10 protein-coding genes are annotated in these 11,703 nt (G+C 76.2%); 5 read left to right on the top strand and 5 right to left on the bottom strand.

Annotated features, from left to right (window positions below; genetic code table 11):
* Complete coding sequence (locus POF43_RS17195) at positions 1 to 1,161, top strand: methyltransferase (protein WP_271323452.1); 1,161 nt, start codon at positions 1 to 3, stop codon at positions 1,159 to 1,161.
* 134 nt (positions 1,162 to 1,295) lie between these two features.
* Here the strand turns inward: POF43_RS17195 and POF43_RS17190 are convergent, their stop codons facing one another.
* Positions 1,296 to 1,904 (bottom strand): DUF4126 domain-containing protein, encoded by a 609-nt coding sequence (locus tag POF43_RS17190; protein WP_271313377.1) that lies wholly within the window; start codon positions 1,902 to 1,904, stop codon positions 1,296 to 1,298.
* A gap of 256 nt (positions 1,905 to 2,160) precedes the next feature.
* Between POF43_RS17190 and POF43_RS17185 the strand changes: the two genes are divergently transcribed.
* The 4 genes from POF43_RS17185 to POF43_RS17170 all read left to right on the top strand — a co-directional run bounded on the left by POF43_RS17185 (position 2,161) and on the right by POF43_RS17170 (position 6,498).
* Positions 2,161 to 2,565 carry a TOBE domain-containing protein gene (locus POF43_RS17185; RefSeq protein WP_271313376.1) on the top strand — a complete coding sequence of 135 codons (405 nt, stop codon included), beginning with the start codon at positions 2,161 to 2,163 and terminating at the stop codon, positions 2,563 to 2,565.
* Entirely contained in the window at positions 2,562 to 3,446 is an 885-nt protein-coding gene (locus POF43_RS17180) for an extracellular solute-binding protein (RefSeq protein WP_271323451.1), read from the top strand. Before POF43_RS17185 ends, POF43_RS17180 begins: the two co-directional genes overlap by 4 nt.
* A gap of 40 nt (positions 3,447 to 3,486) precedes the next feature.
* The gene (locus POF43_RS17175; RefSeq protein WP_271323450.1) at positions 3,487 to 5,346 is read left to right on the top strand and encodes an ATP-binding cassette domain-containing protein; all 1,860 of its coding nucleotides are present in this window, start codon (positions 3,487 to 3,489) and stop codon (positions 5,344 to 5,346) included.
* A 282-nt stretch (positions 5,347 to 5,628) separates the two neighbouring features.
* Entirely contained in the window at positions 5,629 to 6,498 is an 870-nt protein-coding gene (locus POF43_RS17170) for an aldo/keto reductase (protein WP_271313373.1), read from the top strand.
* 67 nt (positions 6,499 to 6,565) lie between these two features.
* On the opposite strand, the gene POF43_RS17165 is transcribed toward POF43_RS17170, so the two are convergent.
* The 4 genes from POF43_RS17165 to POF43_RS17150 form a co-directional block, all read right to left on the bottom strand.
* On the bottom strand, positions 6,566 to 7,540 hold the full coding sequence (locus POF43_RS17165) for a Rieske (2Fe-2S) protein (RefSeq protein WP_303657875.1): 975 nt from the start codon (positions 7,538 to 7,540) through the stop codon (positions 6,566 to 6,568).
* Between the two features lie 212 nt (positions 7,541 to 7,752).
* Positions 7,753 to 8,718, bottom strand: coding sequence for a phytoene/squalene synthase family protein (locus POF43_RS17160; protein WP_271323449.1), 966 nt, complete (start codon positions 8,716 to 8,718; stop codon positions 7,753 to 7,755).
* Complete coding sequence (crtI, locus tag POF43_RS17155; RefSeq protein ID WP_271323448.1) at positions 8,715 to 10,259, bottom strand: phytoene desaturase family protein; 1,545 nt, start codon at positions 10,257 to 10,259, stop codon at positions 8,715 to 8,717. Before crtI ends, POF43_RS17160 begins: the two co-directional genes overlap by 4 nt.
* Entirely contained in the window at positions 10,256 to 11,674 is a 1,419-nt protein-coding gene (locus POF43_RS17150; protein ID WP_282704628.1) for a polyprenyl synthetase family protein, read from the bottom strand. Before POF43_RS17150 ends, crtI begins: the two co-directional genes overlap by 4 nt.
* Positions 11,675 to 11,703 lie beyond the last annotated feature (29 nt).

Genomic DNA, 11,703 nt, shown 5'->3' with positions numbered 1-11,703 from the left:
ATGAATCGTTTGACGACGCCGTGGCGTGAGCTGGATCTGGCCCGTTTCCCGTACGACCCGCGTGACCAGTTGCGGGCGTGGGACGCGGCGGACGAGTACCTGTTGCGCCGGCTGGCCGGAACGGACGGCGAGGCGGCGGTCGAGCTCGGCGGCCGGATCGTCGTCCTCGGGGACCGCTGGGGCGCGCTGTCCACGGCGCTCGCCGAGCACCGGCCGACGCTGGTCACCGACTCCTGGCTGGCCCGGCGCGCGACCGGGGACAACCTGGAACGCAACGCGCTCGACGCCGGCGCGGTCCGGGTGCTCACCACGCAGGACCCGCCGCCGGAGCGGATCGACGCGCTGCTGGTGCGGGTGCCCAAGAGCCTGGCGCTGCTGGAGGACCAGCTGCACCGGCTGGCGCCCGCGCTGCGTCCCGGCACCGTCGTACTGGGCACCGGCATGGCCAAGGAGATCCACACCTCCACCCTCAAGCTCTTCGAACGCCTCGTCGGGCCCACCCGCACCAGCCTCGCCTGGCGCAAGGCCCGCCTCATCAGCGCCACCCCGGCCCCGGCCGCCACCTGGACCGGCGCCAACCCGTGGCCGTTGCGCTGGACGCTGCCCGCCGACACCGGCGGGCCGGCCGGGGCCACCGTCGTCAACCACGCCGGCGTCTTCTGCGCCGAACGCCTCGACATCGGCACCCGGTTCTTCCTGCGCCACCTGCCGCGCCGCGACGGCCCGGAACACGTCGTCGACCTCGGCTGCGGCAACGGGGTCGTCGGCCTGGCCGCCGCCCTCGGCAACCCGCAGGCCCGGCTGACGTTCACCGACGAGTCGTTCCAGGCGCTGGCCTCGGCCGAGGCGACGTTCCGCGCGAACGCGCCGGCCGGCGCCCGCGCCGACTTCCTGGCCGGCGACGGACCGGCGGGGCTGGCACCCGGCAGCGCCGACCTGGTCCTCAACAACCCGCCGTTCCACAGCCATCAGGCGACCACCGACGCCACCGCCCGCCGGATGTTCACCGGTGCCCGCGAAGTATTGCGTCCCGGCGGTGAGTTGTGGGTCGTCGGCAACCGCCACCTGGGCTACCACACGTTGCTGCGCCGCGTCTTCGGCAACTGCGACCTGATCGCCGGCGACCCGAAGTTCGTCGTCCTGCGCTGCGTCCGCCGCTGAAGTCACCCGCCGCGAACGGGCGTTGAGCGCCCCCGCCGAACTCCGCCGCCGCCGGCAGGAGTTGGCGGGCGCCGCCGAACTGCCGTGCCGCAGGCGGGCGTCGGGCGGGCGTCACGTCGGTCGGCAGCCGTGCGCTACGTCGAGGGAACCGCGGCGGAGCGTGCCGCCCGGCGTTCGCGGCGCAGTTGCCGGTAGCGGCGGATGCGGGAGACCAGGAAGACCACGGTGAGCACCCCGACCGCCAGCAGGACCGCGGCGATCAGTGCGGCGGGCAGCGGATGGACCATCGCCAGGCTCACCACGCCGGCCACCACCAGGTCCTCGCCCATGCTCAGCACGATGTTGCTGAACGGTTCCGGACTGGTGTTGGCGCCCATCCGTATCCCGGCCTTGATCAGGTGCGACGCCAACGCGGTCCCGCCGCCCCCGGCCGCCGCGGTGACCGCCTCGGTCAGCGAGCCGTGCGCGTGGTGCGCCATCAGGGTGCCGATCGCGCCGCCGACCACCGGCCGGACGAAGGTGTGCACCGCGTCCCAGAAGGAGTCGACGTACGGGATCTTGTCCGCGACGAACTCGCACAGGAACAGCGCGCCGGCCACCAGCAGCACGTCCCACCGCTCCAGCGTCGGCGGCACCGCCGCCTCGTGGCCGAACCGGCCGAACAGCCCGAGTACCAGCACCACCGCGTAGGCGTTGATGCCGCTCGCCCAGCCGCTGGTGAAGATCAACGGTATGACGGACACCCGTCCGGCCCCCCAAGTCGTCCGCACGCGTCCCCCGTACCGGTGGGGAGACCCTGTGGGCTGCGCACTCTACCCAACCCGGTTCCGGCCGCCGGTCCGCTCCCGCGTCCCCCGGGCGGCTCCGGGCCGGTGGTCGCGACCCGCCCGGGGGACGCGGACGGCTTCCGCATCAGCGGCCAAGTCGGCCGATGTGATCCTGATCCGCGTCCTGAATCGCCTGTCTTTTCCGCTGATGCGGCCGGTAGCATGGTCGTTCGTGCCCCAATTCAGACTGGCCGAGGCGGCTCAGCTGCTCGGCGTGAGTGATGACACGGTCCGCCGCTGGATCGACAGCGGCCGGTTGCGCGCGGACGTCGACGCGCAGAGCCGCAAGGTGGTCGACGGCGCCGAGCTGGCGGCGTTCGCCAAGGCCCAGGCCCGGACGGTCCCGGACCCCACGGGGACCGGGAGCTCGGCCCGCAACCGGTTCGTCGGGCTGGTCACCGCCGTCGAGGCGGACAAGGTCATGGCACAGGTGGAAATACAGTGCGGTCCACACCGCGTGGTGTCGCTGATGAGTTCGGAGGCGGTCCGCACCCTCGGCCTGGAGCCGGGCGTGCTGGCGGTCGCGAGCGTCAAGGCGACCACCGTGGTCGTCGAGGTCCCAGGAGGATCATCGTGAGGAAGTCCCTGCCCGTCGTCGCCGCGGCCGCCGCCGCTCTGCTGCTGGCCGGCTGCTCCGGCTCCGGCTCGTCGTCGGCGTCGTCACCGACCCCGACAGGCGGCGCGTCCTCCCCGGCCGCGGCCAGGGCCGGCACCGTCAAGGTGCTGTACGCCGGTTCGCTGGTCAACTTCATGAAGGACCTCCAGCCCGGCTTCGACAAGGCCGACAGCGGCAGCGTCCAGGGCGAGTCCGGCGGCTCCGACGCGCTGGTCAACGAGATCAAGGGCAAGGTCAAGCAGGCCGACGTCTTCGTCAGCGCCTCCACCGACGCCAACAGCGGCCTGGTCGGCAAGGCCAACGGCGACTGGGAGTCGTGGTACGCCAGCTTCGCCACCGCGCCGCTGGTCATCGGCTACAACCCGAAGAGCAGGTTCGCCGCCGACCTGAAGTCCAAGCCGTGGACCGAGGTCGTCAAGGAGCCCGGATTCCGGATGGGGTCCACCGACCCCAAGCTCGACCCCAAGGGCAAGCTGGCCGCCAAGGCGCTCAAGCAGGTCGGCATCCCGCAGAGCAAGGTCCAGGTCTTCCCCGAGGAGCAGCTGCTCGCCCGGCTGGCCAGCGGCAACCTCGACGCCGCCTTCTTCTACTCCAGCGAGGCCACCGAGCAGAAGCTGCCCACCGTCAGCCTCGGCAGCATCCACCTGGCCGCCCAGTACACCGTCACCGTGCTGAACAAGGCGCCCAACGCGAACGGCGGGCAGGACTTCGTCAACTACCTGCTCGGCCCGGCCGGCCAGGCCGTCATGCGCGCCCACAAGCTGACCCTGACCAAGGTCACCGTGGCCGGCGACTCCGCGGCGGTGCCGGCCGGCCTGAAGTCCGTGGTCGGCCTCAGCTGACCCCGGTGCTGCGACGGGCGGCCCGGGACGGGGCGGCGGCGTGAGACGTACGCCGCTGCCCTGGCTCGGCATGCTGCTGCTGGCCTACCTGCTGGTGCCGGTCGCCGCGTTCTTCGTCCGGCTGCCCGGCACCGACTGGAAGCAGGCCGCCGCGCCGGGAGTCGGCGCGGCGCTGTGGCTGTCGGTGTACACCGCGAGCATCGCCACCCTGGTGATCGTGGTGCTGGGCATCCCGCTCGGCTACCTGCTGGCCCGCTCCCGCGGCCGGTTCGCCCACCTGATCGGCGTCGCGGTCCAACTCCCGCTCGCCCTGCCCCCGTTGATCAGCGGCATCCTGCTGATCTTCGTCGTCGGGCCCTACACCCGGCTCGGCCGGCTGTTCGGCGGCGGGCTGACCGACAGCGTCACCGGCATCGTGCTGGCCCAGGTCTTCGTGGCCGCGCCCTTCCTGGTGATAGCGGCCCGGTCGGCGTTCGCCGAGGTCGATCCGGCCGCCGAGGAGGTCGCGGCCACCCTCGGCCACGGGCGGCTGGCGCGGTTCGCCAGGGTCGCGCTGCCCGGCGCGGCCGGCGGCATCCGCTCCGGGGTCCTGCTGTCGTGGCTGCGGGCGTTCGGCGAGTTCGGCGCCACGGTGGTGCTGGCGTACAACCCGAACGCGCTGCCGGTCTTCGTCTACGTGCAGTTCTCCGGCTCCGGCCTGCCCGGCACCACGATCCCGGTGCTGCTGACCCTGGGCGCGGCGCTGGTCGTACTGCTGCTGGCCGACCGGCGGCCGGGCGGGCGCGGCCTGCTGCGGCGGCGGCCGTCGGTCCTGCCGGAGCCGGTGGCGCCCACCGCGGTGGCCGGACCGCTGCTGGAGCTGTCGGTACGCGCCCACGTCGGCGGATTCCGGCTCGACGTCGACCACCGGGCCGGCGCCCGGCGGCTGGCGATCCTCGGGCCGTCCGGCGCCGGCAAGTCCTGCACCCTGCGGGTGATCGCCGGACTGCTCACCCCCGACGCCGGTCACCTGCGGGCCGGCGGCGCCGACCTGCTCGGGGTGCCGGCCGAACGGCGCGGCATCGGCTACCTGCCGCAGGACTCCTCGCTGCTGCCCCGGATGCGGCTGGCCGACCAGATCACCTTCGGCGTCGGCAGCGACCCGGCGGTGGCCGCGTTCTGGGCCCGGCGCCTGGGCATCGACGGCCTGCTGGACCGCTACCCCGACCAGCTGTCCGGCGGGCAGCGGCGGCGGGCGGCGATGGCACGGGCGCTGGCCCGCCAGCCGCGCATCCTGCTGTTCGACGAACCGTTCACCGGCCTGGACACCCCGGTGCGCGAGGAGTTGCGGCTGCTGCTGCGCACGGTCACCCGCGAGACCGGGCTGACCACCGTCCTGGTCACGCACGACCCGGTCGACGCGGCCATGCTCGCCGACGAGGTCGTGGTCATGGACGGCGGCCGGGTCCTGCAGGCCGGACCGCAGCGCGAGGTCTTCGCCCGGCCGGCCTCCCCGGCGGTGGCCCGGCTGCTGGGCGTGCGCAACCTGCGCCCCGGCCACGTGCGCGACGGCCGGCTGGTCGACGGCGACCTCACCGTCACGCTCGCCGCCCCGGTGCCCGACGGGCCGGCCACCTGGTGCGTGCGGCCGGAAGACGTGCGGATCGGCGTTTCCCCCGCCCCCGGCCGGGCACCCGCAACCGGGGACGCCGGGTACGCCGGCGGTGCGGACGCGCCGGCCGTCGGGGCCGTCGTGCGGGACGTCATCCACCTGGGCGCGATCGCCGAGGTGGTGGCCGCCACGCCCGCCGGCACCGAGTTGACGGCCCACGTCCCCGCCCTCGGCGCCCCCGCTCCGGGCACCGCGGTCCGCCTGACGGTCCCGCCCGGCGCGGTCACCACCTGGCCGCGCGGCACCTGACGGACCGGGCGTACCGGATGTACGGGGCGTACCGGGCGGCCGGGAATCGCCGCCGGGCCGCTGGCGCTGTACCAGGAGCACCACGGCGGATCGCCGCGGTGGAGTGCTGGTCGCGGCGGGGCGGCCCGGGAGTGCGCGGCACCGCGGGGCCGGCGTCGTCCGGAGCCGCCTGGAGCCGTCCGGACCCGCCCCACCCGTCCGACCTGTCCGTACTCGTCAGAAGCCGTCAGTAGTCATCAGAAGTCGTCAGAGATCGCTGAAGTCGTCCGAAGGAGACAGACCATGAGCGCCACGCAGCAGCCGGCCAAGGGATCGGGACAGTTCCGGATCGGCGGGACCCTGCCGGTCACCCGGCTCGGCTTCGGCTCGATGCAGCTGACCGGCCCCGGCGTGTGGGGCGACCCGGCCGACCCCGACGAGGCGGTCCGGGTGCTGCGCCGCGCGGTCGAGCTGGGGGTCGACTTCATCGACACCGCCGACTCCTACGGACCGGTGGTCGCCGAGACGCTCATCGCCAAGGCCCTGCACCCGTACCCGGACGGCCTGGTCGTCGCCACCAAGGCCGGCCTGACCCGCTCGGGACCCGGCGACTGGCGCCCGGTCGGCCGGCCCGAATACCTGCGCCAGCAGGCCGAGATGAGCCTGCGGCACCTGAGGCTGGAGCGCATCGGCCTGTTCCAGCTGCACCGGATCGACCCCAAGGTGCCGCTGGCCGACCAGGTCGGCGAGCTGAAGCTGCTCCAGGACGAGGGCAAGATCGAGCACATCGGCCTGTCCGAGGTCGACGTCGACCAGCTCGAAGCGGCCCGGGCCATCACGCCGATCGCCTCGGTGCAGAACCTGTACAACCTCGCCAACCGCTCCGCCGAGAAACTGCTGGAGCACGCCGAGGCCAACGGCATCGCCTTCATCCCGTGGTTCCCCCTCGCCACCGGTGAACTCGCCGCCCCCGGCGGCCCGTTGGACTCGCTGGCCGCCGAACACGACGCCTCGCCGTCGCAGTTGGCGCTGGCGTGGTTGCTGCGCCGCTCCCCGGTGATGCTCCCCATCCCCGGCACCTCCTCCGTCGCGCACCTGGAGGACAACGTCGCCGCGGCCGGACTCCAGCTGACCGACAAGGAGTTCACCGCCCTCACCGAAGCCGTCGGCTGACACCGGCCGGCGACGGGACGGCACCCACCGCCGAACCGGCCGGCGCCCGGACATACGTGACTCGGCGTCAGATACGTTCCGGGCGCCGGCCGTCGCGGGTGCGCAGCGCCCAGCGGCGTTCCGCGTAGGCGAGGTCGTCGCGCCACAGGCGGGCGGAGGCCGCCCGGATCAGCGGGCGCAACAGCGGCGCGGCGGACCGGGCGAGCGCGAAGCCGGGCCGGTGCGAGGTGGCGACCACCGCCTCCACGACGGCGGTGCGCGGCCGTCCGTCGCGGCCGGCGCCCAGCGGCGTGGCGTGCGTCTCCACCACCGACCCGGTGCCCTCGCCCCGGGTGATCCGCATGACGACCGTACGCGGCCCCGGCGCGGTGAAGACCGCCTCGACCGGTACGACCAGCCGCCCGGCGACCCGGTAGGCCACCCGCACGGTGAACCCCTCGTCGCCGTCGTCCGGGGTCCGCAGCACCGTCAGGTCGCTGAAGGCGTACGGGTGCAGCCAGGCGCCGTGCCAGGGGTCGAGCCGGTTGGCGACCACGTCGGACGGCTCGCACACCCCGCTCACGCTGTACACCGCGGTCAGCGCCCCCGGCGGCGCGGGCCGCCGCGGCACCGCGGGCTCCGGCGCCGGCCGCTCCCCGCCGGCCGCGTCCAGCCGCACCCAGGCCAGCAGCCCGTCGTCGTACGCCGGGAAGGGCCGCCAGCCGGCCGTACCCGTGCCGCCCAGCCGCAGACCGTGCCACGGGCACACCAGCGCGCCCCCGCACACCGCCGCGCCGGCCAGCGGCGCGCCCAGGTGCGGGCAGGCGCCCGGCCCGGCCAGCAGCCGTCCGGCCGAGTCCCGCCACGCCACCACCTCGGCGCCGGCCACCGTCGTGCCGAACGGCCGCCCCGGCCGCACGTCCCGCGCCGCGCCGATCACGAACCAGTTCCCGGTGGCCCGCGCCGCCGCCCGCGCCGCCGCCGCGTTGATCAGCGCCGGCCGCGCCTGCGGCCAGGTCGGCTGCTGCCGGTCCCAGCGCACCTCCTCCCACCGCACCCGCAACGGCACCCGCCGGCCGGCGCCGGACCCGACGGCCCTGCACAGGCGTGCCGTCGCCCGGCCGACGGCCCGCGGCGCCGATCCGCCCGCGCCATCCGGGCCGCCCGCACGTCCGCCGTCCGCCGGGCCGTTGCGGCCGGCACCGTCGCGCCACCGGTTCGCCGGCTCGCCCGCGTCCCGGCCGGCGCTCCTGCCGGGCCCGCCCGCCGCCCCGCTCACGTCGCCGCCGGGGTGCGCCGGCCGGTGCGCCGGGCGGTCAGCCGGGCCGCGGCGACCCGGGCCAGCCCGTCGGTCGCCAGGACCGCGCGGCGCCGGCGGGAGACCCGCGCGCGGCGGTGCAGCACGCGGTAGCCGTCGTCGGCGACCGCGTCCAGGATGCCGCCGTAGAGCACGCAGGCGGTGCGGACGCACGGGCGGGAGACCGGGTCGAGCATCGCCAGGCCGGGCAGCGCCTCGCGGTACACCCCGCGGGTCAGCGCGGCGGCCGCCGCCAGCGCGGTGCCGACCCGCCGGTCGCGGCGGCCCGACTCCCGGCTCCAGCACAGCAGTTCGCGGTCCACCCCGTGCGCGGCCAGCAGGTCGGCGGGCAGGTAGACCCGGCCGCGGTCCAGGTCCTCGCCGACGTCGCGCAGGAAGTTGGTCAGCTGGAAGGCGACGCCGAGCGCGGCGGCGCGCGGGGCGGCCTCGGCGCGCGGGACGACCGTGCCGAGCACCGGCAGCATCTGCAGCCCGATGACCGCCGCCGACCCGTGCATGTACCGCGCCAGGTCCGCGTAGGTCGGATAGTCGGTCACCTCCAGGTCGGCGTACATCGAGGCGAGGAAGTCGGTGAAGTGCCGGTGGTCGATGCGGTGTTCGGCCGCGGTGTGCGCCAGCGCCCGCACCACCGGCTCGCCGCTCACCCCGGTCGCCAGCCCCGATTCCAGCTCGCGCCGCAGCCCGTCCAGCGCCCGCCGCCGCGCCGCGGGGTCCGCCGGACCGCCGAGGTCGTCCACGATGTCGTCCGCCCAGCGCGCGAAGCCGTACAGCGCGTGCACCGCCGGGCGCCGCCGGGCCGGCAGCAGCCGCGTCGCCAGGAAGTAGGTGCGCCCGTGCCGGGCGTTGAGCCGCCGGCAGTGGCGGTAGGCGTCGCGCAGCGCGGGGTCGAGGACGCCGGCGGCGTCCAGTTCACGATCGGTCACGTCGGCCTGCCTTCCGGGACGGGACGTCGGCGGCCGGCCCGGGCACCGGGGGAGTGCCCGGCAAGCGGCCCGGTGATCCGGGCCGCCGCGAGCCGGCCGGACAGCAGCACGGTCGGGATGCCGACGCCCGGCGTGGTGCCCGCGCCGGCCAGCACCGCGTTGTCCGTGCCGTGCACCAGGTTCCGCGGCCGGAACGGGCCGGTCTGCGCGGCGGTGTGCGCGAACGACAACGGCGTGCCGCCCGGGTGGCCGCGCGCCGTCCAGTCGGCCGGCGTCACCAGGCACTCGCGCTCCACCGAACCGGCGATCCCGGCCAGCCCGCGCCGCTCCAGCTCCGCCAGCAGCCGGTCCCGGTACGGCCCGGCCAGCTCCCGCCACTCGCGCGGGCCCGGCCCGATCACCGTGTTGGGGCACGGCGCCAGCACGTAGTGCAGATGTCGGCCGGGCGGCGCCAGCGACGGGTCGGTGGCGGTCGGCCGGGTGATCAGCAGCGACGGATCGCTCATCAGCCGCCCCTGGACGGTCAGTTCGTCGAACGTCGCGTGCCAGGCGGCGCCGAACGACAGGGTGTGGTGGGCCAGTTGCGGCCAGGTCCGGTCGGTGCCGACGTGCAGTACCACCGCCGACGGCGCGGCCCGCAACGGCACCGCCCGCCGCGGCCGCCGGCCCAGCAGCCGGTAGGCGGTCATCAGGTCGCAGGCCAGCACCACCGCGTCGCACCGCAGCGTGCCGTCCTCGGTGCGCACGCCGGTGATCCGCGAACCGGAGCGTTCCAGCGCCGTCACCGGCCGCCCGTAGCGCAGGTCGGCGCCCGCGTCGGCGGCCGCACCGGCCATCGCCCGCGGCACCGCGTGCATGCCGCCGCGCGGGAACCACACCCCCGCGACGGTGTCCATGTAGGCGATCACCGCGTACGCCGCCAGCGCCCGGGCCGGCGGCACCCCCGCGTACAGCGCCTGGAAGGTGAAGATCCGCCGCAGCCGCTCGTCGGCGATGTACCGCCCGACCCGCGCGTCCAGCCGCCCGAAGCCGCCCAGCGCCGCCAGCCGGGCCAGGTCGGTGCCCAGCAGTCCCACCGGCGAGTCGAAGTTGACGTCGATGAACCGGCGCATCTGCACCGCGTACAGCTCCGTCAGCCAGCCGCGCAGCCGCCGGTAGCCCAGCGCGGCGTCCGGCCCGGCGAACCGTTCGACCTCGGCCTCCATCGCGGCGGCGCCGGTGTGCACCGCCAGCGACGAGCCGTCGGCGAACAGCGCCCGGTAGGCGGGCACCAGCGGCACCAGGTCGAGGCGTTCGGCCACCGAGGAGCCGGCCGCGCACAGCGCCTCGTCCAGCAGGTGCGGCATCGTCAGCACGGTCGGCCCGGTGTCGAGGTGGAAGCCGCCGGTCACCTCCCGGCCGGCCACCCCGCCCGGCCCCGCAGCGCCGTCCAGCACGGTGACCCGGCGCCCGGCACCCAGCAGGTGCAGCGCCGCCGACAGCCCGGCCAGCCCCGCGCCCACCACCACGACGTGATCGGTACGCCCGCCCACCGTCCTCATCCGGCACCGCCGTCCGTTGTCGCCGCGTCGCGCTCCGGGCCCGGCAGGACGGGTACCGGGCCGGCCAACTGCCGCATGAGGGCGCGCAGTCGGTGCTCCGCGAACGGTTCAAGGCCGGCGCCGGCCAGCCGTGCCGTGCCGTGGCCGATCAGCCGTTCGACGGTCGCGGCCACCGCGCCGGCGGCCCCGACCGCCTCGACCGCCGCCAGCACCCGCGCGACCTGCGCCGCGCCGCGCACCGGCCGGCCCACCGCCGACTCCAGCAGCCGGGCCGCCCGCGGATCGCCACCGGCGGCGGCCCGCGCCCTGGCCACGGTCAGCAGGTACGTCGGCCGCCCGTCGCGGACGTCCTCGCCGGCCGGCTTGCCGGTCACCCGCGGATCGCCGAACGCGCCCAGCAGGTCGTCGTGGAACTGGAACGCCAGCCCCGCGCACCGGCCGGCCAGCCGCAGCTCCCGCATCCGCCGCGGACCGGCGCCGGCCAGCACCGCGCCCAGCAGCAGCGGCCGTTCCACGCTGTACAGCGCGCTCTTGAGGAACGCGGTGCGCGCCGCGCGGCCCACCGACCTGGCGCCGGTGACCTGGGCGTGCAGGTCCAGGTACTGCCCGGCCGCCATCTCGTCGCGCAGCGCCCGCCAGATCCCGGTCACCGCCCGCCGGCTCCCGGCCGGCGCGGCCGCCGCCGCCAGCGTGTCGTCGGCCCAGCTCAGCGCCAGGTCCCCGGCCAGCACGGCGGCCGCCGCGCCGAAGGACAGCGCGCGCCCGGTGCCGTGGCGCGCGGCGAGGTCGGCGTGCACCGCCGGGCGGCCGCGGCGCAGCGCGGAGTCGTCCATCACGTCGTCCTGCACCAACGCGCAGGTCTGGAGCAGTTCCAGCGCGGCCGCCACCCGCAGCGCCGGCCCCGCCCCGCCCCCGTCGCGCCCGCCGCCGCAGGCCCGGAACCCCCACCACAGGAACCGCGACCGCAGCCGCTTGCCGCCGCCGAGGGTGAAGGCGGCGACCCGCTCGGCCAGATCGTCGGCGAACAGCCGGTCCACCGCCCGCGCCCCGCGCACCCGGTCCGCCAGCACGCCCTCCAGCACCCGCCCCACCGCCCCGGCCACGTCCGCGTCCACGACGTCGGGATCGAGCGCGTCCACGGCGCCCGGGCCGAGCGCGTCCGGGCCGAACACGCCCGCCCCGGTGCCGTCCGCGCCCGCACCGCGCCCCGCCCTCGTACACGCCGCGCCGCCCGCGCCGCCCGCAGCGCCCGCGCCGCGCGCAGCCCCCGCACCGCTCACGCCCGCACCTTTCGCACCGCGGTCGTCCAGCCCCGCACCGGCGCTGTCCAGCCCCGCACCGGCCACGTCCGGGCCCGCGCCCGAGCCCGCCACGGCTGTGGCCTCCTCGCCGGAGTCCTGGGTCCCCGCCCGCATCGCGTTCCTCATTCCGTTCCGGCGCGGTT

This window comes from Streptantibioticus silvisoli (assembly GCF_027947535.2).
Classification (GTDB): Bacteria; Actinomycetota; Actinomycetes; order Streptomycetales; family Streptomycetaceae; genus Streptantibioticus_C; species Streptantibioticus_C silvisoli.
Note: the sequence above shows the minus strand (reverse complement) of the source record. Positions and strands in the feature narration are given on the sequence as shown.

What these genes read in the sequence shown, in the direction of transcription:
- POF43_RS17195 (WP_271323452.1), top strand. Translation starts at nt 1, where the DNA reads ATGAATCGTTTGACGACGCCGTGGCGTGAGCTGGATCTGGCCCGTTTC.
- POF43_RS17170 (WP_271313373.1), top strand. Translation starts at nt 5,629, where the DNA reads ATGAGCGCCACGCAGCAGCCGGCCAAGGGATCGGGACAGTTCCGGATC.
- crtI (WP_271323448.1), bottom strand. Translation starts at nt 10,259, where the DNA reads ATGAGGACGGTGGGCGGGCGTACCGATCACGTCGTGGTGGTGGGCGCG.
- POF43_RS17150 (WP_282704628.1), bottom strand. Translation starts at nt 11,674, where the DNA reads ATGCGGGCGGGGACCCAGGACTCCGGCGAGGAGGCCACAGCCGTGGCG.